Source organism: Brevibacterium metallidurans (assembly GCF_037101285.1).
Lineage (GTDB): Bacteria > Actinomycetota > Actinomycetes > Actinomycetales > Brevibacteriaceae > Brevibacterium > Brevibacterium metallidurans.
Genome location: NZ_BAAAAF010000002.1, coordinates 166,973 through 188,391, shown reverse-complemented (window position 1 = coordinate 188,391; position 21,419 = coordinate 166,973). Strand labels below are relative to the sequence as shown.

General features: G+C 66.8%; 23 protein-coding genes, 2 tRNA genes and 1 other RNA gene. 16 read left to right on the top strand and 10 right to left on the bottom strand.

Translation table 11 applies throughout. From position 1 onward, the window contains the following. Nucleotides 1-14: 14 nt before the first annotated feature. The 3 genes from AACX88_RS03500 (at nt 15) to AACX88_RS03490 (ending at nt 1,602) form a co-directional block, all read left to right on the top strand. Nucleotides 15-488, top strand: coding sequence for an Lrp/AsnC family transcriptional regulator (locus AACX88_RS03500; RefSeq protein WP_339391718.1), 474 nt, complete (start codon nt 15-17; stop codon nt 486-488). 95 nt (nt 489-583) lie between these two features. Then, nucleotides 584-1,006, top strand: a complete 423-nt coding sequence (locus AACX88_RS03495; protein ID WP_339391717.1) for a DUF1801 domain-containing protein — start codon at nt 584-586, stop codon at nt 1,004-1,006. A gap of 53 nt (nt 1,007-1,059) precedes the next feature. After that, entirely contained in the window at nt 1,060-1,602 is a 543-nt protein-coding gene (locus AACX88_RS03490; protein WP_339391716.1) for a DUF4303 domain-containing protein, read from the top strand. A 77-nt stretch (nt 1,603-1,679) separates the two neighbouring features. Here AACX88_RS03490 and AACX88_RS03485 read toward each other — a convergent pair. Further along, nucleotides 1,680-1,756 (bottom strand) — tRNA-Pro (locus AACX88_RS03485). Nucleotides 1,757-1,838: 82 nt separating this feature from the next. On the opposite strand from AACX88_RS03485, the gene AACX88_RS03480 reads away from it, so the two are divergent. From AACX88_RS03480 to AACX88_RS03460, 5 genes are all read left to right on the top strand, one after another. Beyond that, nucleotides 1,839-2,327, top strand: coding sequence for a TetR family transcriptional regulator (locus AACX88_RS03480; RefSeq protein WP_339391715.1), 489 nt, complete (start codon nt 1,839-1,841; stop codon nt 2,325-2,327). A gap of 63 nt (nt 2,328-2,390) precedes the next feature. Then, complete coding sequence (locus tag AACX88_RS03475; RefSeq protein ID WP_339391714.1) at nt 2,391-2,936, top strand: ion channel; 546 nt, start codon at nt 2,391-2,393, stop codon at nt 2,934-2,936. A gap of 14 nt (nt 2,937-2,950) precedes the next feature. Further along, nucleotides 2,951-4,210: a chloride channel protein gene (locus AACX88_RS03470; RefSeq protein ID WP_339391713.1), complete on the top strand. Its 1,260-nt coding sequence runs from the start codon at nt 2,951-2,953 to the stop codon at nt 4,208-4,210. 73 nt (nt 4,211-4,283) lie between these two features. Continuing rightward, nucleotides 4,284-4,360: transfer RNA gene (locus tag AACX88_RS03465), tRNA-Val, on the top strand. Nucleotides 4,361-4,401: 41 nt separating this feature from the next. Then, nucleotides 4,402-5,202, top strand: coding sequence for a hypothetical protein (locus AACX88_RS03460; RefSeq protein ID WP_339391712.1), 801 nt, complete (start codon nt 4,402-4,404; stop codon nt 5,200-5,202). Between the two features lie 88 nt (nt 5,203-5,290). Here AACX88_RS03460 and AACX88_RS03455 read toward each other — a convergent pair whose 3' ends face one another. Further along, nucleotides 5,291-5,839 carry a TetR/AcrR family transcriptional regulator gene (locus tag AACX88_RS03455; RefSeq protein WP_339391711.1) on the bottom strand — a complete coding sequence of 183 codons (549 nt, stop codon included), beginning with the start codon at nt 5,837-5,839 and terminating at the stop codon, nt 5,291-5,293. Between the two features lie 80 nt (nt 5,840-5,919). Here AACX88_RS03455 and AACX88_RS03450 point away from each other — a divergent pair, with 80 nt between their 5' ends. After that, nucleotides 5,920-7,479 (top strand): MFS transporter, encoded by a 1,560-nt coding sequence (locus AACX88_RS03450; RefSeq protein ID WP_339391710.1) that lies wholly within the window; start codon nt 5,920-5,922, stop codon nt 7,477-7,479. Nucleotides 7,480-7,675: 196 nt separating this feature from the next. After that, complete coding sequence (locus AACX88_RS03445) at nt 7,676-8,635, top strand: DUF5996 family protein (RefSeq protein ID WP_339391709.1); 960 nt, start codon at nt 7,676-7,678, stop codon at nt 8,633-8,635. Nucleotides 8,636-8,648: 13 nt separating this feature from the next. Here AACX88_RS03445 and AACX88_RS03440 read toward each other — a convergent pair whose 3' ends face one another. Continuing rightward, on the bottom strand, nt 8,649-9,089 hold the full coding sequence (locus tag AACX88_RS03440; RefSeq protein ID WP_339391708.1) for an SAM-dependent methyltransferase: 441 nt from the start codon (nt 9,087-9,089) through the stop codon (nt 8,649-8,651). A gap of 164 nt (nt 9,090-9,253) precedes the next feature. Here AACX88_RS03440 and AACX88_RS03435 point away from each other — a divergent pair, with 164 nt between their 5' ends. Further along, nucleotides 9,254-9,583: a nuclear transport factor 2 family protein gene (locus AACX88_RS03435; protein ID WP_339391707.1), complete on the top strand. Its 330-nt coding sequence runs from the start codon at nt 9,254-9,256 to the stop codon at nt 9,581-9,583. A gap of 18 nt (nt 9,584-9,601) precedes the next feature. Next, nucleotides 9,602-9,991, top strand: a complete 390-nt coding sequence (locus AACX88_RS03430) for a RidA family protein (protein ID WP_339391706.1) — start codon at nt 9,602-9,604, stop codon at nt 9,989-9,991. Nucleotides 9,992-10,043: 52 nt separating this feature from the next. Here the strand turns inward: AACX88_RS03430 and AACX88_RS03425 are convergent, their stop codons facing one another. After that, nucleotides 10,044-11,405 carry a uracil-xanthine permease family protein gene (locus AACX88_RS03425; RefSeq protein WP_339391705.1) on the bottom strand — a complete coding sequence of 454 codons (1,362 nt, stop codon included), beginning with the start codon at nt 11,403-11,405 and terminating at the stop codon, nt 10,044-10,046. Nucleotides 11,406-11,468: 63 nt separating this feature from the next. Then, nucleotides 11,469-13,007 (bottom strand): fatty acyl-CoA synthetase, encoded by a 1,539-nt coding sequence (locus AACX88_RS03420; RefSeq protein WP_339391704.1) that lies wholly within the window; start codon nt 13,005-13,007, stop codon nt 11,469-11,471. A gap of 79 nt (nt 13,008-13,086) precedes the next feature. On the opposite strand from AACX88_RS03420, the gene AACX88_RS03415 reads away from it, so the two are divergent. Beyond that, entirely contained in the window at nt 13,087-13,920 is an 834-nt protein-coding gene (locus AACX88_RS03415) for a Nif3-like dinuclear metal center hexameric protein (protein WP_339391703.1), read from the top strand. A gap of 13 nt (nt 13,921-13,933) precedes the next feature. Beyond that, nucleotides 13,934-14,662, top strand: a complete 729-nt coding sequence (locus tag AACX88_RS03410; protein WP_339391702.1) for a zinc ribbon domain-containing protein — start codon at nt 13,934-13,936, stop codon at nt 14,660-14,662. 56 nt (nt 14,663-14,718) lie between these two features. On the opposite strand, the gene AACX88_RS03405 is transcribed toward AACX88_RS03410, so the two are convergent. Continuing rightward, the gene (locus AACX88_RS03405; RefSeq protein WP_339391701.1) at nt 14,719-15,495 is read right to left on the bottom strand and encodes a YaaA family protein; all 777 of its coding nucleotides are present in this window, start codon (nt 15,493-15,495) and stop codon (nt 14,719-14,721) included. A gap of 117 nt (nt 15,496-15,612) precedes the next feature. On the opposite strand from AACX88_RS03405, the gene rnpB reads away from it, so the two are divergent. Beyond that, an RNA gene (gene rnpB, locus AACX88_RS03400) (RNase P RNA component class A) lies at nt 15,613-15,979 on the top strand. Between the two features lie 22 nt (nt 15,980-16,001). On the opposite strand, the gene ppgK is transcribed toward rnpB, so the two are convergent. Together ppgK and map are read right to left on the bottom strand one after the other, a co-directional pair. Further along, nucleotides 16,002-16,835, bottom strand: coding sequence for a polyphosphate--glucose phosphotransferase (gene ppgK, locus AACX88_RS03395; protein WP_339391700.1), 834 nt, complete (start codon nt 16,833-16,835; stop codon nt 16,002-16,004). Then, complete coding sequence (gene map / locus AACX88_RS03390; RefSeq protein ID WP_339391699.1) at nt 16,828-17,742, bottom strand: type I methionyl aminopeptidase; 915 nt, start codon at nt 17,740-17,742, stop codon at nt 16,828-16,830. Before map ends, ppgK begins: the two co-directional genes overlap by 8 nt. Nucleotides 17,743-17,882: 140 nt before the next feature. On the opposite strand from map, the gene AACX88_RS03385 reads away from it, so the two are divergent. After that, complete coding sequence (locus AACX88_RS03385; protein WP_339391698.1) at nt 17,883-18,608, top strand: FadR/GntR family transcriptional regulator; 726 nt, start codon at nt 17,883-17,885, stop codon at nt 18,606-18,608. 131 nt (nt 18,609-18,739) lie between these two features. On the opposite strand, the gene AACX88_RS03380 is transcribed toward AACX88_RS03385, so the two are convergent. Together AACX88_RS03380 and ald are read right to left on the bottom strand one after the other, a co-directional pair. Next, nucleotides 18,740-19,303, bottom strand: a complete 564-nt coding sequence (locus tag AACX88_RS03380) for a GrpB family protein (protein WP_339391697.1) — start codon at nt 19,301-19,303, stop codon at nt 18,740-18,742. Nucleotides 19,304-20,146: 843 nt separating this feature from the next. Beyond that, on the bottom strand, nt 20,147-21,265 hold the full coding sequence (ald, locus tag AACX88_RS03375) for an alanine dehydrogenase (protein ID WP_339391696.1): 1,119 nt from the start codon (nt 21,263-21,265) through the stop codon (nt 20,147-20,149). Nucleotides 21,266-21,419 lie beyond the last annotated feature (154 nt).

Below are 21,419 nucleotides of genomic sequence, written 5' to 3'. Positions count from 1 at the left end.
AGACGACTGAGACGATGTCGCAGAAGATCGAACTCGACGATGTCGACCGCAGGCTGCTCGCGGCGCTGAGTGAGAACGCCCGGGCTTCGGGAGCCGCTCTGGCCGCAGCCGTCGGGATCTCGGAGTCGACGGTGTCGCTGCGGCTCAAACGGCTGCGTTCGAACGGAGTCATCCGCGGCTACAGCGTCGACATCGACACCTCGGCGCTCGGCATTCCCCTCCAGGCCCTCATCTCGATCCGTCTCGCTCAGCATGACCGGGCGCAGATCGACGCGTTCACGAAGGCGGCCCCGCAGTTCCCCGGGGTGGTGCGGATGTACCACATGGCCGGCGCCGACGACTATCTCCTCCACATCGTCGCCCCCGACACCGAGGCGGTCCAAGCGTTCGTCCTCGACTACCTCACCCGCTATCCCGCAGTCGCGCACACCCGCACGAACCTCATCTACCGGGTCGAGGACGGCACGGACTGGCTCCCGGGCGCGTGAGCGTTCTCGTGCTCAGGGCCGATGCGCCGTGCCGGCCGACGAAGTGACCGCGCGGACCTGCTGACAGGGGCGGGCGCCTCGGCGATAATCGGTTCATGGCTGAGCAGAAGACGAAACCGACCGAGGCGGACGTCCGTGAGTTCATCGCATCGGCGATCCCGGAGAAGCGACGGATCGATGGTCTCCGGCTTGCGGAGATCTTCACCGAGGTGACCGGGGTCGAGCCGGTGATGTGGGGGCCGTCGATGGTCGGCTACGGCGAATATCATTACCGATCTCCGGTCAATCCACGTAATCACGGAGTGTGGCCGAAGACGGCGTTCTCACCGCGGAAGGCGCAGCTCTCCCTTTACGGGCTCAAGGACGTGCCTGAGGGTGCCGCGCTGTTGCCCCAGTTGGGGACGTACACCGAGGGCGCGGGATGCGTGTACGTGAGGAAGCTCGAGGACATCGACGAGGGCGTTCTGCGCAGGCTCATCGCCATCGCCTTCGCACGAGAGGACGATCCCGAACCGTGACGCACAGGGGAGCCGACCCGGGGGACTGGGCGCACGGGGCCGCTGCAGGCGAGGTGGACGAGTGGGTCCGGAATTTCGCTCGATTGCTCCAGCCCGCTATCGTCGAGTCCCTTCGCGCATTGACGTCGTCTGCCACCAGTGAAGTGACCGGGGTGGGTGTGTACACCGATGACATGGGCTCGTCGCTCGTTGCCGGCGCCAACGAGCGACGGTTCTACGAGAATCTCATTGCCGAGGATCCCGGCTACGATGCGTACTATCGGTTCTACATCGGCGATTGGGCGCTTTTCTCCAGCGATCTCGCGCCCGATCCACTGGAGGAGGCCAACGCCCGATTGGCTGCGGAATGGACGGCGGTTCGAAACCAGAATGCAGAGACTGGGCGGTTGTCGAGAGCCGTGTGGGACGCGACGATGACGGCAATGCTCGCGCTCAAAGCGCAGGGATTCTTCACGCGCTGGCCTCAGGCGGTCGTCGTCTTTCAGCCTATCGATGCGAGTATCTCGGATATGGAAGTCAACGACTGGGTGAGAAGTCTCAACTCAGCGACACATGCGGCCGAGTACTCTGCGTGGGCGGCGAATCCATTGAGCTGAGGGCTGCTGCGTCAACCCGGCGGGGCGGAGATGAAAAAATCTCGGGCCATCGCACTGCGATGACCCGAGATCTCACTTGGTCGGGATAGCGGGATTTGAACCCACGACCTCCTCGTCCCGAACGAGGCGCGCTACCAACCTGCGCCATATCCCGTGACCAGCAACTACTATAGCGAGGGGAACGCATTCTGAGAAATCGAGTGCGCCCCAGAACGAAAAATGAAAGGAACGTCTCATTGCCGCTCAGTGCTGAGAGCATCACGACGACCGCACTCGACGTGCTCTCGCGCTACGGATTGGGCGATCTCTCGATGCGCAGACTCGCCCGTGAGCTCGATGTCCAGCCCTCCGCGCTCTACTGGCACGTGAAGAACAAACAGGATCTCCTGGTCCTCATCGCGACCCGGATCTGCGCCGAGGTCGATGCCCGTTGCCCCGTCACCGCCGACCCGCTCGTCACGGTGCTCGCGTTGCGTGACGTCCTCCTGCGGTTCCGCGACGGGGCCGAGATCGTCATGCTCGGCTATTCGATCGCCCCCTCCGACGTCACCCCGGCGGCACTGCGCCCGGAACGGCTCGGAGCGACCACCTCGGCGGGGGCGATGGCATACGCCTTGGGGGCGGTCGCGATCGAGCAGAACCGTGTGCTCTTCGCGATCGACGATGACAACGCCGGTGAGCGCTTCGCCGAGGTGGCCGCCGGGATCCTGCGCGAACCGACCTGACAGTTCCCGTCACCTCGGGTTTCGAGCCGGGGACCGAGACAGCCGGAGCCGTACAATCATGCTGTGAGCCCCGCATCCCCCGGTGAGCGGTCGGACAACCGCAGCCCATGGACGAGACTGTTGAGGTCGGGCGCCGTCCGCAGGCTTAGCATCGTCCTCGGCCCGGTCGCCGTTCTCGCGCTCTACTTCACCGTGCCGCTGGCCGAAGCTGAGATGGGCGCGATCGGACGGCTGATCGCCACCGTCATCGCATTGCTAGCGCTGGCCTTCGCTCTTCTGCGCGTGCGTCGCACCGATACCAACCTGCCCCTGCTCGTCTTGACGTTCGTGCTCGTGGCGGCCACGTTCTCCGCGATCTTCTTCGTCGTCTCGGCGAACAATCCAAACGAGTTCGACGGCATCGTGACCCGCATCGACGCCCTCTACTTCACGCTGACGACGATGACGACGACCGGCTACGGCGACATCGTCGCCATCGGACAGGTCGGTCGACTGCTGGTCTCGGCAGTGTTCGTCTTCGACCTCGTCTTCCTCGGGCTCTTCGCCACCGAACTCTCCCGCCTCGTCGGCCGGCACCGGCATGAGGCGTCGACTGCGGACGGTGAGTGAGTGTGCTGCCGGGAGTGACTCCACGCCTCGCAGTGCTCGCGATCGTCTACGGCGGCATCGCCGGACTCGTCGCGGCACTGACCTTCACGGGAATGACTGCGCTGCAGTCGGTCGTCTGGGACACCGGTGCACAGCTGTTCGGGACGAATACGACGCTGCAGATCGTCACGACGATCCTCCTCGGCGGGGCCCTGCTCATCGTCCTCGACCGGGCGGCACCGAGCGAAGACCTCCAGACGCTGCTCAGGCAGTCCGGTGACCCTGCCGGCCTCCCACGTCGCGCCGTTCTCACCACTGCTCTCGCCGCAATCGTTGCCGTCGCGTTCGGCGGTGCCGTCGGTCCCGAGGCCGGCATCGTCGCCGTCGTCGCCCAGCTCTCCACGATCGTCGCCCACCTCATCGGTGAGGATGTGGCGATGCGTCGCACCATCGGCGAGGCCGGCAGCGCCGGTGCGCTCGGCGGCTTCTACGGCTCACCCCCGGGGGCTGCCGCCATCGACGGCGATGAGCTCGGCCCGCGCAAGATTCTCCAGCTCGGTGCCGGTTTCGCCGGTTTCTTCGCCTTCCTCGCGTTCATGAGGCTCACTCCCGACACCGGGGGAGCGACCATCACGCTGCCCGCGGTCGACCTGCCGTATTTCGATCCGTGGCTGATCGGGATCGCTGTCGCGGCGGCGCTGGCCGGCCTTCTCTTCCGCGGACTCCACCACGTCATCGACGGTGCCGTTTCACGGATCCGTCGCCCGTGGATCGTCATCGGCCTCGGCACGGTCCTCTTCGCCGCCCTCGCGGCACTCGTTCCGCTCGTGCGGTTCTCCGGCCACCACGAGCTCCACGATCTCCAGGTGCTCACCGAGGCGGGGGACTGGTCGGCCCTGCTCGTCGTCGCCGTCGCGAAGATCGCCGCCCTCACCCTGTGTCTGGTCAGCGGTTGGCGCGGCGGTGAGTTCTTCCCGCTCGTCTTCATCGGCGCTGCCATCGGGGGTGCCGTCGCCGTCCTTGTGCCCGGTCTCGAGATCGGTGCGGCCATGGCCACCGGCATGGCCGCGACCACGGCCGTCGGATGGAAGCGACCGCTCGCTGTGCTGCTCATCCTCATCCTCCTCGTCGACGTTCCCATGGCGTTCCCGCTGCTCATCGGCGTGGGTGTCGCGTTCCTCGTCAACCTGCTCGTCTCCCGAGGTGAAGGGACGTCCGGCGGCTCCGACTCAGAGGAGACAGAACCGGGTTCACCGGACTCGGACGATGCCGATGGTTCCCGAGCGGCGCGCTGAGGTGATGCCGGCCGGACGGCTGAGGCGGTTTCGGTGGGCACCTGCGCCTATGGCATACTGAACTCGCACGTTGGGGCCTATAGCTCAGTTGGCTAGAGCATCTCGTTTACACCGAGAGGGTCGGGGGTTCGAGTCCCTCTGGGCCCACCAACCGGACCACTCTCGAGTGTCCGCGTGATTGAATGTCATCCATGGCCAAGCAGCGAATGACGAGGAAGTCTGCGACGGTCGTCATCGCCGAGTCGGCGAGCACCTGGGATCCGCTCGATTGGTGGAGGCTCGAAGGCAATGCCTGGGCCGGAACCAAAGGCGTTGCGCTCGCGTACGCGCAGATCGCGCCCCCGAGCACGCTGCATGCGATGAGACCACCGGGGACCCCGCCGTTTCTGCGGATACTCACCGCTGTCTGGATCCTCATCACCTTCGTCGGCGGAATAGTGCTGCACTTGTTCGGTCTGGCGCTCATCGCCGGACCCCTGCTGCGCGGTGACGGCGACGTCGTGGAACTCGGCTGGGGCGGACTCTGCTTCGGTGCAGCCGCGGTTCTCATCGCGATCGATCTTCTGCTCGACTCCGGTCATTCGGACGATGGCGGCGGGTCGCGCATCGTCGCCGTCCTCTACCTCGTCCCAGCGCTACTTGCCCTCATCGCGATTGCGGCAGCAGCGGCGACGGGGATGCCGATCTACGGCTGGATCGGTGGTGTCGGCGTCGCCTGCGGACTGGCCATGGGTCTCGCCTGCTGGTTCGCATCCGTGCGCGCAGGCCGGAGAGCACAGCAGACCCCGATCCAGCGTCTCGACTGGGCTGTGGCGGAGACCCCGCCGAGAGTGCGCGCCCGCGTGCTCGCCGAGATCCACGCAGGGATCGAGATCCTCGCCCGGCGGGAGCTCATCAGCGCCGCGGAGGCGGAGAAAGCCAAAGCAGCAGAAGCTGGGCACCTGGCACTCTCGCTCGCGCCGGGGTCGGCGCGGAACACCTCCGACAGATAGACCTCCGCGATCGGCCATCGAGTCTCGTCCGTGAGCAATCGACGACGTCCGCCCACCTCGGTGACGAGGGTTCTGTGATCGCCGTCGGTCACTCGCCGTCGAGGGCGCTGAGGATGCTGTCGGCCAGACGTCTGCGAGCTCGATCATTCATCGGTGCGGCCGCGATGCTCTCATAGCCCCACGAGCCGTCGGCGGCCATTCGCGCGACGAGGCAGCGCATCGAGAGTTCGTCGAGCTCGTCGACGGGCGCGTCGGCTTCGGGGAACCAGCGCCGGTAGACGCGCTCCCACGGCGCCATCCATTCGGGTTCATTCGCTGCCTCCATGATGAGGCGCATCTCCACGGTGCTCGGCGTGCTGGTGGCTGCCCGGACATAGGCTCGCGTGCGCTCCACGAGGCTCGCCTCCTCGGGATCTTTGCCCGCGTACTTTAGGAGATTCTGCTCGACGCGCGCGGCCAGGTGCTCGTGGATCCCGGCCAGCAGCGCGTGCTTGCTCGGGAAGTGATAGAGGAGTCCGCGCTTGGTCACCCCTGCCTCCTCGGCAACAGCGTCGAGCGTGAGCGCGGTGATCCCCCGTTCCTCCACTACTGGCAGGGCCGCATCGATGAGTGTGTTCCGTGCGCTCGGTCGTGCCATGCTTCTCCTTCCGCTTGCTTAAGTATACCATTTGGTGTAGTACACTATTTGGTGAAGTAATTAGAAGGGAGACGGAACTCATGACCAACACACCCCCACGCGCCACAGGCCGCACCTGGGTCGGCCTGGCCGTGCTGGTGCTGCCGATGCTGCTCGTCGCGATCGACAGCATGGTGCTCGTATTCGCCCTCGGCGAGATCACAGCCGAACTCGAACCCTCCGGCGCACAGCAGCTGTGGATCCTCGACATCTACTCGCTCATGCTCGCCGGCCTGCTCGTCACCATGGCGTCCCTTGGAGACCGCTTCGGGCGACGGAAGGTGCTCCTCATCGGCGCAGTCTTCTTCGCTATCGCCTCGGTCATCGGTGCCTTGTCGACCGAGGCATGGATGCTCATCGCCGCCCGTGCACTTCTCGGAATGTCCGGTGCCGCGATCATGCCCGGCACCCTCTCGCTCATCCGCAACATGTTCCTCGACCGCAATGAGCGTCGCACCGCAATGGCCATGTGGGCGGCGGTCGGCGCCCTCGGTGCCGCTGCCGGTCCGATCGTCGGCGGAGCGCTCATCGAGGCGTTCAGCTGGCATGCCGCGTTCCTCATGAACATTCCCGTCATGGTGCTGCTGCTCATTCTCGCGCCCTTCCTCGTCCCCGAGAGCAGGAACCCTCACCCCGGCCGCATCGACTACTCCAGCATCGTGCTCTCTCTGGCTGGCATGATCGCCGTCATCTACGGGGTGAAGACCTTCGCCGAGGGGGATGACCCTAGTATTGCGATCGTCACGTTCCTCGCCGGCCTGCTCCTCCTCGTGCTCTTCGTCGTCCGACAGCTGCGGATGCCGGTGCCGATGATCGATGTCCGCCTCTTCACAGGGCGCGTCTTCACGGGCGCCGTGGTCACGAACTTCCTGTCGATGTTCGCCCTCGTCGGGGCCATGTTCGCCCTCACCCAGTTCCTCCAGCTCGTCGCCGGACTCTCCATCATCGAATCCGCTCTGTGGATGCTGCCGCAGGCCCTCGTGTCCGCGGGAGCCGGCTTCGTCGCTGCGGCGCTGGCCAAGCGCATTCCGACGTCGATCATCGTGATGGCTGGACTGCTCGTCACCGCTGGTGGATTCGCGATCCTCCTCACCCTCACCCCCGAAACCGAGCCCTGGGTGATCGCTGTGGCACTCTGCCTGGTCGGCCTCGGTGCCGGTGTGGGACTGACACTGACCAATGACATCATCATGAGCTCGGTGCGTCCGGAGGAATCCGGTCGGGCCGCGGCGATCAGCAACAGCGGCTATGAGGTCGGCACCTCCTTCGGCATCGCCGTCCTCGGATCCGTGCTGCTCGGCTTCTACCGCACGAACCTCGAGGACAGTGTGCCCGCGGGGCTTCCCGGTGACGTGCTCGAGGCCGCCCAGGAGACGCTTGCCGCCGCGCTGCTCTATGCAGAGCAGCTCTCAGGCAACGTGGGGGCCGCCTTGGCGTCAGCCGCGATGGAGTCCTTCACGACGGCACTGTCGTTGACCGGCGGCATTGCGTCGGCCATCCTCGTGGCGGTGGCGATCTTCGCCGGCATCATGCTCCGGGGCGTCTCAGCGGACGCCGATCTCGCCGAGAGCAACCGCGAGAACGTCGCCCAGGACGCGTGAGATCCCAGCTGAAAGGGTGCCGCCGGGCCAGGGCCACTGCGGCACCCGTTTCAGCTGAGCGCCGGCACAGCATTTGAAGAGGTGGCACGGGCGGTCGCCGAAGCCCCCATGCTTGACGGGTGAGCGCGCAGCTTCTAAGTTGATCGAAAATCCCCGTGCCGTCACTCGTACTGCACACGAAGAGAACAGGTGAGCGATGGCTACAGACACCGGATGGCCGCAGCTGCGCGTCGACGATTGGACCGGCACGCGGGAGAGCCTGCACCAATGGCTGCAGATCGTCGGCAAGATCGAACTCGTCTCGACGACCCTGATCAACCACTGGTGGAACGTCACCTACGACATCAGTGCCCGTGGCCTGCGCACGCAGATCCTCATGCATCAGAGCAATCGCACCTTCGACGCTGAATTCGACTTCATCGACAGCCGCTTCGTCCTGCGCGCCGACACCGGCGACATCGAAACCGTCGACCTCAAACCGCAGTCGATCGCCGACTTCTACCACGCCGTCATGGGCGCCCTGCTCAAGCTCGGCGTCGGATGCACGGTGTGGGCATGGCCGAACGAACTGCCCCAGGCCACCCCCTTCGCCGAGGACACCACCCCACGCGAATACGACCCGGATGCAGTACGTGCCTGGTGGCGCCAGCTGCAGCGGATCGAGAAGGTGTTCGCCTACTGGCGGGCCGGTTTCGCCGGAAAGGCCAGTCCCGTTCAACTGTTCTGGGGTTCGATGGACCTCTCCTGCACCCGGTACTCGGGACGGCCGGCGCCGGCGAGCACCTCGGCGCCTCCGAACTGCCCGCCCTGGGTGATGGCCGAAGCCGAAGATCGTGAGAACGTCGCTGTGGGCTTCTGGTCCGGCGGCAGCGATGAAGGCTCCTTCTACGCCTACGCCTATCCGGCACCCGACGGCTACTACGAGGGCACACTCAGCGCCGGCGGTTTCGACGAGTCCTTCGGCGAGTACATCCTGCCGTACTCCGAGGTGCGCACCTCGGACGATCCCGAAGGGACTCTGCTCACCTTTCTCGACGAGACGTACGCGCGTGCCGCCGACCTCGCCGACTGGGACCGGAAGAACCTCGAAGTCAACCAGGACCGTCTTCTGCACTACCTGCCCCCGAACGACATCGAGGAGCATCGCCAGTCCTAGCCGACCACTGCGCTCATGCTCGGCGGGCGTCCGTGAGGTCGACCTCCCGCAATGGGGTCCCGCCATCGACGAAGAGCCTGCCCTCCGGTGTCAGTGCCGCAGCGATGCGCTGCCTGGCTCGGACGCCGGCCTTCGGATGACGCCCGTCGAGAGCGCCGACTCGAACCGCGAAAGCCAGGTCGAAGGGCTCCTCACCGGGGACGAGAGCGAAGTCCTCGGCCGCAACGCACCGCACCCGCAGACGCCCGGCGGCGATCTCCTCGGCGGCATGAGCCTCGACGAGAGCCGTGCCCTTCGCCGAGCGATCGATGACGAGGATATGACCGTTCCCGATCCGCTGGGAGACCGCCCGGGCCGCCGCCCCAGGAGTACCCCCGATTTCGAGGACGCGCATGCCCTCCCGCAACGGCAGTGCATCGACGATCGCCGCCAGTCGCGCAGACAGAGTGACCATGGGCCGAGGCTACCCTGCGCACATCGGCCTCGTCGACCGTTCTGGCAAAACGCAGAGAGTGCGGCCGAGCTGTTGTCATCGGCAGGAGAAGTTGCCATGATCGCACCAGGTGCGAGGGGATTCCCCGCACCTCCGTGCACCACCCGCTCAGGAGGACAACGCTCATGGCCACCTCAGATCTCGCAGCACAGTTCCACACGGCGCTCTCCAAGGGCGACGCCGTCACGCTCGCTTCCCTCGTGACCCCAGATGTCACGTTCTCCGGCCCCGTCGCCCAGGCATCGGGGGCCGACGACGTCGTCAGGGGCCTGACCGAGATGGGCGCGATGACGACCTCCGACGACATCGCCGTGCAGCTCGCCGACGATAACAACGCTCTCACCTGGTCGGTGGTCACGACCTCCGCCGCACAGTCGACTCCTGCCGCCACCTGGCTGCGATTCGAAGGCGGGAAGATCGCGGAGATCCAGACCGTCTTCAACGCCGGTCGGTGACACGGAGTCCCCCCGACCATGGACCGGCAACACGATCCGACCGAAGTTCCGGCGGCCGTCGGCGGCTACACGAACGCCCTCGAGGTGCCCCCCGGCCATCGCCTCCTGTTCATCAGCGGCCAGATCCCTGAGACGCCGGACGGCGAAGTTCCCGACGGCGTCGAGGACCAGTGCCGGCTGATCTGGCAGCACATCGTCTCCTGCCTTCGCTCGGCGGATATGGCCGTCACCGATCTCGTGAAGGTGACGACGTTCCTCAGCAGCAGAGACGTCGCGGCTGCGAACACGCAGGTGAGGCGAGAATTCCTGGGCGCCCACCGACCGGCACTGACCGTGATCGTCACCGGCATCTTCGCTCCCAGGTGGAAACTCGAGATCGAAGCGGTGGCCGCTGCAGCGCCGAAGTGACCGTGACCGGTGACGCGATCAGCGCGACGCCGGGGCCCAATCGGCAGGCGATCTAACGCCGGTCGGTGACCTCGGGTTCCTCCGCCTCGGCGCCGGAGCGGGGGACAGGGGCAGTGCCCCGCCATCGGGCGATGAGCGTCATCACCTGGCAGATGACGATCGCCGAGGCGGTGCCCAGGGCGATGCCGGCGAACTCGAGACCCGCCGGTGACCACGTGTAGTTCGCGATCGCGACGATGAGGGAGACGGCGGCGGTGTTGAGGTTGATCGGGTTGGAGAAGTCGACCCGGTTCTCCACCCAGATGCGCACGCCGAGGAGGCCGATCATCCCGTAGAGCACGGTCGCAGCCCCACCGAGGACTCCCGGCGGGATCGTCGCGATGATCTCCCCGAACTTCGGCAGCAGGCTGAGGATGAGAGCGATGATCGCCGCGCAGAAGTATGCCGCTGTGGAGTAGATCTTCGTCGCCGCCATGACGCCGATGTTCTCGGCATACGTCGTCGTGCCCGAACCGCCGCCGGCGCCCGCGATGGTCGTGGCGAGTCCGTCGGCGAAGAGCGCACGCCCCGTGAGACCGTCGAGGTCGCGACCCGTCATCGCCGCCACCGACTTCACGTGACCGATGTTCTCGGCGACGAGGACGAGGACGACGGGCAGGAACAGACCCAGGTAGCCGAGGTCGAAGGCGGGGGCGTGGAAGGTCGGCAGACCGACCCAGGACGCTGTGGCCACCGTCGAGAAGTCGACCTCCCCTTGGATGAGCGCAGCCCCGTAGCCGACGAGCACGCCGATGAGGATCGACAGCCGCCCAAGCATGCCTCTGAAGAGCACGGAGGAGACGATGATCGCAGCGATCGTGATCACCGCCGTCAGCGGCGCCTCCTGCACCCACCCCCAGGCGGCCGGGGCGAGGTTGAGTCCGATGAGAGCGACGATCGACCCGGTGACCACCGGCGGCATCGTCACCTCGATCCACCGCACCCCCGCGAAGTGGACGACGAGACCGACGAGGGCGAGGGTGACGCCCACGGAGATGATCCCTCCCTGGGCCAGCGCCATCGCGTTCGACTCGAGCTTTTCGCCCGAGGTCGCCGCGAACCCGGTGACCGCCCCGATGGGCGCGAGCAGACCGAACGACGAACCGAGATAGGACGGCATCATCCCCTTCGTGATGAGGAGGAAGAGGAGAGTGCCGATCGCGGTGAAGAACAGAGTCGTCGACGGTGGGAAGCCGGTGAGCAGCGGGACGAGGAACGTCGCGCCGAACATCGCGACGACATGCTGGGCGCCGATGCCGATCGTCCGCGGCCACGTCATCCGCTCCTCGGGGAGGACGATCTCCCCGGGCCGGATCGTCTTCCCGTCACCGTGGATGCGCCACGGCCACCCCCTGGTGCTGTCCTCAGTCCTCATCCGCACCCTTCCTGCGCTCGTTCGGCCAGCGTTCTGGCCCTAGTGCAGTGTATGCGAGGACGCTCACGCCTCACGGAGGCTGCGTTTGAGGATCTTGCCCGCCGAGTTCTTCGGCAGCTCGGCCACGAAGGACACCCGTTTGGGCACCTTGAACCCCGCCAGCCGATCCTTGACATGGGCGATGACGTCCGCCTCGGCGATGTCACCGGCATCGTCCCTGAGCACGACGAACGCGGAGACCGCTTCGATCCACTTCTCATCGGCCATGCCGACGACGGCGACCTCGGCGACGCCGTCCATCGCGAAGATCGCATCCTCGACCTGCCGGCTGGCCACGAGCACCCCGCCGGTGTTGATGACGTCCTTGACCCGGTCGACGACCTCGACGAAGCCCTCGGCATCCCGGCGCACGAGATCCCCGGAGTGGAACCAGTCGCCGTCGAACGCCTCGGCGGTCGCCTCCGGACGCTCCCAGTACCCCGAGCACAGCTGCGGGGACCGGTAGAGGATCTCACCGAGCTCACCGTCGGCGACATCGTCACCGGCGGCATCGACGACCCGGGCCTCGACGAAGAGGACGGGACGTCCGGCCGAACCGGGATGGTCGTCGTGCTCCTCGGGACGCAGCACCGTGCACAGCGGGCCGAGTTCGGACTGGCCGAAGCAGTTGTAGAAGCCGAGGTCCGGAAGCCGCTCCCGCAATGCTGTGAGCACGGGCCCGGGCATGATCGAGGCGCCGTAGTAGGCCTTGCGCAGGCTGTCCAGGTTCCGGGTGTGCAGCTGCGGACTGTTCGCGAGCGCCACCCACACCGTGGGGGCGGCGAAGAACGAGGTGATCTGGCGCTCCTCGAAGAGGGCGAGCAGCTGATCGGGGACCGGGGCGGGGACGATGATGTTGTGCGCCCCGACGGCGAGATTGGGGATGAGGAAGACGTGCATCTGCGCGGAATGGTAGAGCGGAAGGGCATGCGCGACCCGGTCGGTGGCGGCGAAGTCGAGGCTGGTCAGGCACGAGAGGTATTCGTGGACGAGCGCACGATGCGTCATCACCGCGCCCTTCGGCGCCGAGGTCGTCCCCGAGGTGTACAGCAGCTGGACGACATCGTCGTCGTGCACGTCGAATTCGCCATCTCCGACCGGTGCGATGTCCGGCGCCGAGGCGGGGGTGAGGAGATCGGTGAACGCGCGGACCTGGGCGGCCGCCCCGTTGTCCGTGGCTGTCACTGCATCGATGAGATCGTCGTCGGCGAAGACGACCTCCGCCCCGGAGTTGCCGAGGATGTAGTCGAGCTCATCGCCCTTGAGCTGGAAGTTCACCGGCACATGGATGAGACCGGCCCGGGCACAGGCGAGGTAGAGGAGGGCGAAGAGGTCGGAGTTCTTCCCGTACGCGGCGATCCGATCGCCCTTGACCGCGCCGAGTTCCCGCAGGTGGCGGGCCACTCCGGTGACTGCGGCATCGAGGTCGGCATACGACCAGACACGGTCGGCGAACTCGACGGCGGTGCGGTCCCCGAAGCGTCCCGCACTGCGGCGGACGATGTCGGCGACGGTCGAGGAGACAGGGCGGATGGGCGTCGTCGGTGACGCATCAGTGGTCATGGTGACAATCTAGCGGTCGACGACCTCGGTGAGAAGATTCCCCGCCGACGCGTCGGCGCCCATCGACTAGGGTGGGCCTATGAGGTATCCGACGGTGAGAGAATGCGTGGACGTCTTCGACTCCCTGTGGCCGCCTGACCTGGCCGAGGACTGGGACACCGTGGGACTGGCCGTCGGCGATCCCGACGCCGAGGTGCGCTCGATCCTCCTCGCCCTCGACCCCACCGACGCCGTCATCGCCGAAGCCGTCGTCCTCGGTGCCGACCTCCTCTTCACCCACCACCCGCTGCTCCTACGGGGCGTGACATCGGTCAGTGCCGGCAGCCTCAAAGGCGGGGCGGTCCACACCCTCATCACGAACGGCATCGCCCAGTTCAACGCCCACACGAACGCCGATGCCGCCCTCGGCGGGGTCTCCGACGTCCTCATCGCCCTCACCGGTGTCACCGAGTCCCAGCCGCTGGTGCCCGACCCCGACGGCTCCGGGCGGGGCATCGGTCGAGTCGGCGACCTCGGCGAGGCGAGAACTGTGCGCGACATCGCCCGGACGCTGGCCGAACGGCTCCCGCCGACGACGACGGGTGTGCGCATTGGCGGTGACCCGGCAGCCGAGGTCACGCGCGTCGCCGTGTGCGGGGGAGCCGGCGATTCCCTCTTCGACGCGGTGCGCGCGAGCGGAGCCGACGTCTACATCACCGCCGACCTGCGCCACCATCCGGCCACGGAGGCCCTCGACACCGCCAACCGCGGACAGGCCCGACCGCAGCTCATCGACGTCTCGCACTGGGCGTCGGAATCCGTGTGGCTGGCAGCGGCCCGGGATGCGCTCGACGCCGCGTTCGCCGCCCGCGGACTCTCAGTCGCCCTCCAGTCCTCCGCCGTCAACACCGATCCCTGGGTCGAACGCTACTGAAAGGGATCCGACCATGATCCTCACCGACGCTCAGCGCTCCACACTTCTCGAGCTCATCGACCTCACCGCCCACTCGCGGGCGCTGCGGCACGAACACGACCACCCGGCAGACGCCCCGAAGCTCCAGGAGCTCATCGGCCGCCATAAGGCCCTCGGTGAGGAGAAGTCCTCCGTCGCCGAGGTGATCGCCGGGTTGGAGACCGAGAACGCTGAGCTGACTGCCGCGATCGAGAAGCAGAACGCGCAGATCGCGAAGAAGACCGCCGAGCTCAACGACGGCACGGGGCTGACCAGCCGCGACCTCGTCCACCTGCAGGAGGAGATCGCGGCCCACGAGGGCAAGGTCGCCGAACTCGAAGAGACCGAGCTCGAGTCGATGGAGAGGCTCGAGACCGCGCAGACGGAGCTCGCCGGGGTCGAGGCGAGCATCGCCGAGGTGACCGCCGAGGGCAAGACCGTCCAGACCGGGATCAAGGACCGGAAGGCCGCCCTCGCCGGCGAACTCGATGAGCTCGGCAGCCAGGAGTCGCAGCTCAAAGCCGATCTGCCGCCCGACCTCGTCCGCCGTTTCGAAGGCAATGTCGCCCAAGGCGGTCCCGGCGCGGCGGTCCTCACGGGCCCGAACTGTCAGGCCTGCGGTCAGGAGATCAGCGGGATGACGTGGCACGCGTGGTTGGCCGAGGACGTCAACGAAGTCCACGCGTGCGAAGAGTGCGAAGCGGTGCTGCTGCGCCGGTCATAGTCGCCGGCTGTGGCTGCGGTCGGTGGGAGCGGCGGGCTCAGCGGGCTGAGCAGGGCTCAGTCGCGGAGGACGATCGTCAGCGCTGCCGGCCGTGAGGCGGTTCCGGTTGCGAATTCGACCTCGTAGTGCTCGCCGGCCCGGGAGACGAGGTCATCGATGGTGTCCGGGAGTCCGCGGTCATCGCGCAGGAGTCTGCCGACGAACTCACCGCGGTAGAACTTCGCCCAATGCGAGACGACGCTGCGTTTGGTGCCGGTGTCCTTGACCGCGCCGAGGGTGACGACCTGGGTGTTCGGGCCCGGCCAGGCCGCACGGTAGTCACTTGACCGGCAGTCGAGGATGACCTCGGCCGGGTCGACGGCGAAGGACTTCGCGAGGATCGGCTTCCACCACGTCGAGAGGCGCCCGAGCTGACCGAGGTCGGTCTTCATCGCCAGGCGGTAGGCGGGAATGGGGTCGAGGCCCCCGACCTGACCGAAGACGGCGGAGAAGACATGGACATCGCGCAGTCGAGCGGCGGTTCCCGCATCGGTCTCGGCCGCGGCCACGAGGTCGGCGGCACCCATCGCCTCGTAGAGGACGCCGGTGTAGGTGAGCAGGGCGGGAGCGCACGGTTGGGAGTCGATCGTGACGTTGCGAGCGACATCCTCGGCGAGAGATGCCCCGACGCCGAGGGCGGTGAGCGCGTCCTTGCGTTTGGAGACCTTCTTCAGGGCGCCAAGGACCTGCTTGCGTTTGGCCGTGAGATCCGGGGAGGAGAGCGCCGTGAGGTCGAGCGGGTCACCGGTCACCGGGGGAGTCTTGCCTTCGGACGGCGGGAGGAGGATCTTCACCACTCCATCGTATTCGGCGGGCCTGACCCGCGTCGTGGCGGTCGCCTGTTGGATTCGTCACGAGCGCCGGGCAGGCTCAGTGCGCGACGACGCGCACGGGTAGACTGACCTGTGAGGACAGGTCACCAGACGGTCGCGGCCGCAAGGCTGAGGAACGTCCGGGCTCCGCAGAGCAGGATGGTGGGTAACGCCCACCCGGGGCAACCCGCGGGCAAGTGCAACAGAAAGCAGACCGCCACGCGACCTCGGTCGCGGGGTAAGGGTGAAACGGTGGTGTAAGAGACCACCAGAGTGCCGGGTGACCGGTGCTGCTGGGTAAACCCCATCCGGAGCAAGATCAGACAGACGGCGTTCGAGGCTGCTCGCCGAGCCGTCGGGTGGATCGCTCGAGGCCGGTGGTGACATCGGTCCCAGATAGATGGCCGTCAGTCGAGAAGGGCAACCGACTCGATGACAGAACCCGGCGTATCGGTGGCCTGTCCTCACTCACATTCGGGCCGCAGGCCTCAGCCGATTCCCTTCCGCACGCGCGGCTTGCCGTCGTTGACGGCGAGGATCGCGGCACCGACGATGCCGGCGTTGTTGAACATCTTCGCCGGGCACATCACGGCCCGAGTGGAGATGAGCGGCAGGAATTCGTCGTGGCGCTTCGAGATGCCGCCGCCGACGATGATGAGGTCCGGGGCGACGAGCAGCTCGACCTGCGAATAATACTGCTGCAGGCGACCAGCCCACTCGTCGAACTCGAGCTCCTCACGGACCTTGACCGACTCCGCCGCCTGGGTCTCCGCATCGCGGCCGTTCATCTCGATGTGGCCGAGCTCGGTGTAGGGCACCAGACGCCCCTGCGTGAACAGCGCCGTCCCGATGCCCGTGCCCAGAGTCGTCAGCAGCACGGTCTTCTTCCGATACTTCCGTCCTGCTCCGAAGACCATCTCCGCCAAGCCCGCGGCGTCGGCGTCGTTCATGATGAAGAACTGCCGCCCCATGCGGTCACGGAGGATCGCCTGGATGTTCGATCCGATCCATGACTTGTCGAGGTTCGCCGCGAAGTGGACCTCGTCATCGAGCACGACCCCAGGGAAACCGCAGCCCAGGGGCAGAGCGTCGAGGACCGCGCGGTCGGCGACGACCTCGAGTTCGAGGGCACGGGCGACGAGGAGCTCGACCACCTCGGCGATGGCATCGGCAACCGCATCCGGAGTGCTCGGCTTCGGGGTGAGGACCCGGACGCGTTTGAACGCGAGCTGACCGGTCTCGGTGTCGACGAGGGCGGCCTTGATCCCGGTGCCTCCGATGTCGATGCCGATGGCGAAGCGGGCCGGCGTGTCGTCAGTCATCTGAATCCTTGGGCAGCGGGCCGCCGGCGATCGCCGAGGCGGGGTCGGGCAGGGTGAGGATGTCGGCACCGGTGTCGGTGACGACGAGGGTGTGCTCGAACTGGGCGGAGCGCTTCCGGTCCTTCGTCACGACCGTCCACGAATCGTCCCAGACATCCCACGCCTCGGTGCCGAGGTTGAGCATCGGTTCGATCGTGAAGATCATGCCCGGCTCCATCACCTCGGCGTGGGCGGGCGCGGCATCGTAGTGAGGGACGATGAGCCCGGAATGGAACTCCCGCCCCACGCCGTGGCCGCTGTAGTCGCGGACGACTCCGTAGCCGAAGCGCTTCGCGTACTTCTCGATGACGCGGCCGATGACGTTGATCTCCCGCCCCGGACGCACCGCCTTGATGCCGCGCATCGTCGCCTCCCATGTGCGTTCGATGAGCAGGCGCGAGTCCTCATCGATCTCGCCGACGGCGAACGTGTAGTTCGTGTCCCCGTGCATGCCGCCGATGTAGGCGGTGATGTCGACGTTGACGATGTCGCCGTCCTCGAGCACCGTCGAATCGGGGATGCCGTGGCAGATGACCTCGTTGACCGAGGTGCACACGGACTTCGGGAATCCGCGGTAACCCAGCGTCGACGGGTAGGCACCGTGATCGGCCATGTACTCGTGCGCGACCCGGTCGATCTCATCGGTCGTGACCCCGGGGGCGATGATCTCACCGACGGCGGCGAGCGCGTTGGCCGCGATGCCTCCTGCGGTGCGCACCCGTTCGATCTCCTCGGGCGTGTAGTGGTTGCCGCCGCGCCCTTCGTCGGCGTCGGCGCGCCCGACGTACTCGGGACGGGTGATCGAGGCGGGGACGTGACGTTCGGGGGAGAGCGTTCCGGGCGTGATGAGACGAGGATGGGCTGTCATGATGGTCACGATTCTAGAGCCCCGGCGCACCGATATTCCACCGGCGCGCACGGCCGGGGTCCGAGCCCGGCGACCGGAAAGCATAGACTCGGAATGGACATAACCGATGACGAGACTATGGGACCGCGACTGGAGGTGCGATGAGCGAGCATTCGGATCTGCCCGGCCAGGAGTTCTCCGGACTCAGTGAGGTCGTCAGCCTCACGAGCGCCCCGCAGCAGATCGCCGACCACATCCTCTCCGGCATCGCCGTCGGCGCCCTGCCTGAGGGCACGCTGCTTCCGGGGGAGCGGGCACTGGCCGCTGACCTGCAGGTCTCCCGCTCCAGTGTCCGGGCCGCTCTCGAGCGCCTCGAGCGCCTCGGCGTCGTCGAACGGCGACGCGGTCGCGGCGGCGGCACCTTCGTTGCGAGCGCAGCCCCGGCCACACTGGCCCCGATGGCCGGTCGGATCGAGGAGTTCCATGCTGAGAGGCGCAACCTCCTCGACGCCCGTGCCGTCTTCCAGAACAGCCTCGCAGCCACCGCGGCGCTGCGGCGCACCGACGACGAACTCGACGAACTCTACGACTTGGCGGCGGCCTACTCCAAACAGCCTGAGGCCAGCGCCGCTCGCACCGCTGACGCCCGGTTCCATTTCGCGATCGCCCGCGCCGGTCACAACCCGGAGCTCGTGCGCATCGCCATCGACATCGACACGCGCATCAATGCCGGCTTCCGGCACGACCCGTTCTCGCACGAGCTCTTCGACCGCGCGGTCGTCGACCATGCCGCGATCGTCGAGGCGATCGCCGCCGGTGACGCCGAGGCGGCCGGGCGACTGTGCGAAGACCACTTCCGGTCGACGACGATGCGCGAAAGCCGGTAGGCGGCATCGACCGTCGACACTGATCGTTCGGCGTTGCGCACGGCAGTCGTTCGCGGTTGTACACGGCGGCGGCCCTGTAGACGTCCCCGCGGGGACGTTCTACCGGTGGATGCGCCTTATCCAAGTAGGTACTATTCCGGCGTCGCCGATGCTCGTGTCGACGTGTTCAGCTTGAGGATCAGCGCTTTCTCTTCGTCGGAGAGGTCGGAAGCCGCGAGGACGTCCTGGAGGACATCTGACTTCTTGGCGATGTAGGTGGTGATGTCTATCTCGGGGTCGCGAGCCAATTCCACCTTCACTGCTCCGTATCTCTCACGGAAGTCTGCGCGGCGTCGAAGGATGTCACGGACGGCCAGATGGTTGCGCAGATGCAGCGTCCCATCCACGCAGACGTAGACGTTCCGTGGCGGATGTTCGTCCGGTGCTTCCAGCGCCTCTCGATCTGTCACGCCGAGATCGCCGCGGTGAACGTAACCTTTCGTTGCGAGAGCAGATAGCGCCGCGGCGACGTGCTGCCGCTTCACGATGATGTCGATGTCGAGGATCGGTTTCGCTGCTAGGCCCGGCACCGAGGTGGAGCCGACGTGCTCGATCGACACGACGGGCAGCGTCTCTAGCGTGCGGCTCAAGTCGCCCGCGACGTTCGCGAACTGCGTGGGCCACGCTTCCGAGTACGGAACGACTTCAACAGGCATGACGAGATCATCTCACGGTGATCGCGTGGTGATGTTTGACGCGCGAAGCGCGGAGTAGTCGCCGTGGGTGCTGCCGGAGAGCGAGCGAAGTTCCCGAAGGTTGCGACGCTGAAATCGAGCATGTCCGCGAGGACTTTGGCGGGGACTGCGCTTGCGAGGCGGAATCGGGCGGTGTTCTGCAACTCGGAGATGATGACGCCGAGCGGGCGGAGTCGCCGGTTGAGTTATTGCAAGCCACGGGGTCGGCCAGGTCGGAGGCACGGGAATAGCCAGCCCTCGGACGGTACCCCCGGGAAGAGATCACATTGTTCTCTGGTGTGGGTGGCAATCGGATCGGGGAGCGCGAGTGGGCGATCTCCGATGAAAAGGTCGAGGTGGCGCCTTCATCGCGGAGCTGATTGAGGAGCACTTCCGGCACACGACGATGCGCGAGCAGTCCTAGGGCCTCCGGCACACACCTCCTTGGGACGTCCCCGCGGGGACGTTTTGCCCTCCGCAGCGGGGACGTGCTCGGCCCTGCCGACGTCCCCGCGGGGACGCTTTCTCTCACGTCCTCCCTGCAGTGGCACTTCATCCCTGCAGCGATACGTCCTACCCGGAGCGCGCAAGCGCATCCGCGGCACCACTGTGCACGTGAAGCGGCACAACCTCGGCGAAGGAATGCGAAGCGCACCGTGGGCGTCTGTTCATCCCCGTGCAGGGGGAGGAACAGACGCCCACGGTGCGGTATGCGCTCAGGCGCCGGCTGCGACCGGAGCCTAAGCCGGCGCCCGCAGCGACTGGCGCCTCAGTTCGCGACGACTGGGCCCGCTACCGAGCGTGAACCAGCCGGTCGGGGTTGACTCAGTTCGCGAGAGCGTGCGCGACGGAGACGGCTTCGAGGCCGAACGCCTCGGCGACGTTGTCGTTCGTCACGTGACCGTTGTGCGTGTTGAGTCCGCGGGCGAGGCCGGCATCGTTCGACAGGGCCTTGTGCCAGCCCTGGTCGGCGAGCTTGACGGCGAACGGCAGGGTCGCGTTCGTCAGCGCCGCGGTCGCGGTGTTGGGCACAGCGCCGGGCATGTTCGCGACGCAGTAGAAGATCGACTGGTGGACGACGTAGGTCGGGTCGTCGTGCGTCGTCGGGTGCGAGCCCTCGAAGCAGCCGCCCTGGTCGATCGCGATGTCGACGAGCACGGAGCCGGCCTTCATGCCCGCGACCATGTCGTCGGTGACGAGCTTGGGGGCCTTCTTGCCGGGGATGAGGACCGAGCCGATGACGAGGTCGGCCGTCGACAGCGACTTCGTGATCTCGTACTTGTTCGACACCTTCGTCGCGATCGCACCGTTGAAGGTCTCGTCGATCTGGCGCAGACGCGGGATGTTGATGTCGATGACCTCGACATTGGCGCCGAGGCCGAGCGCCATGCGGGCGGCATTCGTGCCGGCCACACCCGCGCCGATGACGACGACGTTGGCCTTGTCGGTGCCGGGCACACCGGAGAGGAGCACGCCGCGGCCGCCTTCGGCCTTGAGCAGGCTGTGCGCGCCGACCTGGGTCGAGAGGCGACCGGCGATCTCCGACATCGGGGCCAGCAGCGGCAGGCCGCCGCCGTCGGGCTGGACGGTCTCATACGCGATGGCCGTGGTGCCGGCCTCCATGAGCGCCTTCGTCAGCGCTTCGTCGGCGGCGAGGTGGAGGTAGGTGAAGAGGATGAGGTCCTTGCGGAGGAAGCCGTACTCCTGGGCGATGGGCTCCTTGACCTTGAGGACCATGTCACCGGCGGCCCACGTGCTCGCGGCGTCGGGAGCGATCGTGGCGCCGGCTGCGGTGTATTCGTCGTCGCTGATGAACGAGCCTTCGCCGGCTCCGGCCTGGACGGTGACCTCGTGGCCGCGGGAGACGAGCTCGTGGACGCCGGCAGCGGTGATGGCGACCCGGAACTCGTTGTTCTTGACCTCTGTGGGCACTGAAATGCGCATTGGATTCCTTCTCTCATGGCGCCCCGTGACCGGGGCAGGTCCGACCGTGCGGGGCAGCGGCCGAGGGTACATCTCACTCTAAGCGTCTGAAGGTCTGGGAGGCAAACCTTTACGTGCCCATTTCGTGGTCGATGTTGCGGAATCGGTTGTCCAC

Excerpts from the sequence above, each read along its gene's own strand:
- AACX88_RS03500 (WP_339391718.1), top strand. The coding sequence starts at position 15 with ATGTCGCAGAAGATCGAACTCGACGATGTCGACCGCAGGCTGCTCGCG.
- AACX88_RS03495 (WP_339391717.1), top strand. The coding sequence starts at position 584 with ATGGCTGAGCAGAAGACGAAACCGACCGAGGCGGACGTCCGTGAGTTC.
- AACX88_RS03460 (WP_339391712.1), top strand. The coding sequence starts at position 4,402 with ATGGCCAAGCAGCGAATGACGAGGAAGTCTGCGACGGTCGTCATCGCC.
- AACX88_RS03455 (WP_339391711.1), bottom strand. The coding sequence starts at position 5,839 with ATGGCACGACCGAGCGCACGGAACACACTCATCGATGCGGCCCTGCCA.
- AACX88_RS03450 (WP_339391710.1), top strand. The coding sequence starts at position 5,920 with ATGACCAACACACCCCCACGCGCCACAGGCCGCACCTGGGTCGGCCTG.
- AACX88_RS03445 (WP_339391709.1), top strand. The coding sequence starts at position 7,676 with ATGGCTACAGACACCGGATGGCCGCAGCTGCGCGTCGACGATTGGACC.
- AACX88_RS03440 (WP_339391708.1), bottom strand. The coding sequence starts at position 9,089 with ATGGTCACTCTGTCTGCGCGACTGGCGGCGATCGTCGATGCACTGCCG.
- AACX88_RS03435 (WP_339391707.1), top strand. The coding sequence starts at position 9,254 with ATGGCCACCTCAGATCTCGCAGCACAGTTCCACACGGCGCTCTCCAAG.
- AACX88_RS03430 (WP_339391706.1), top strand. The coding sequence starts at position 9,602 with ATGGACCGGCAACACGATCCGACCGAAGTTCCGGCGGCCGTCGGCGGC.
- AACX88_RS03425 (WP_339391705.1), bottom strand. The coding sequence starts at position 11,405 with ATGAGGACTGAGGACAGCACCAGGGGGTGGCCGTGGCGCATCCACGGT.
- AACX88_RS03420 (WP_339391704.1), bottom strand. The coding sequence starts at position 13,007 with ATGACCACTGATGCGTCACCGACGACGCCCATCCGCCCTGTCTCCTCG.
- AACX88_RS03415 (WP_339391703.1), top strand. The coding sequence starts at position 13,087 with ATGAGGTATCCGACGGTGAGAGAATGCGTGGACGTCTTCGACTCCCTG.
- AACX88_RS03410 (WP_339391702.1), top strand. The coding sequence starts at position 13,934 with ATGATCCTCACCGACGCTCAGCGCTCCACACTTCTCGAGCTCATCGAC.
- ppgK (WP_339391700.1), bottom strand. The coding sequence starts at position 16,835 with ATGACTGACGACACGCCGGCCCGCTTCGCCATCGGCATCGACATCGGA.
- map (WP_339391699.1), bottom strand. The coding sequence starts at position 17,742 with ATGACAGCCCATCCTCGTCTCATCACGCCCGGAACGCTCTCCCCCGAA.
- AACX88_RS03385 (WP_339391698.1), top strand. The coding sequence starts at position 17,883 with ATGAGCGAGCATTCGGATCTGCCCGGCCAGGAGTTCTCCGGACTCAGT.
- AACX88_RS03380 (WP_339391697.1), bottom strand. The coding sequence starts at position 19,303 with ATGCCTGTTGAAGTCGTTCCGTACTCGGAAGCGTGGCCCACGCAGTTC.
- ald (WP_339391696.1), bottom strand. The coding sequence starts at position 21,265 with ATGCGCATTTCAGTGCCCACAGAGGTCAAGAACAACGAGTTCCGGGTC.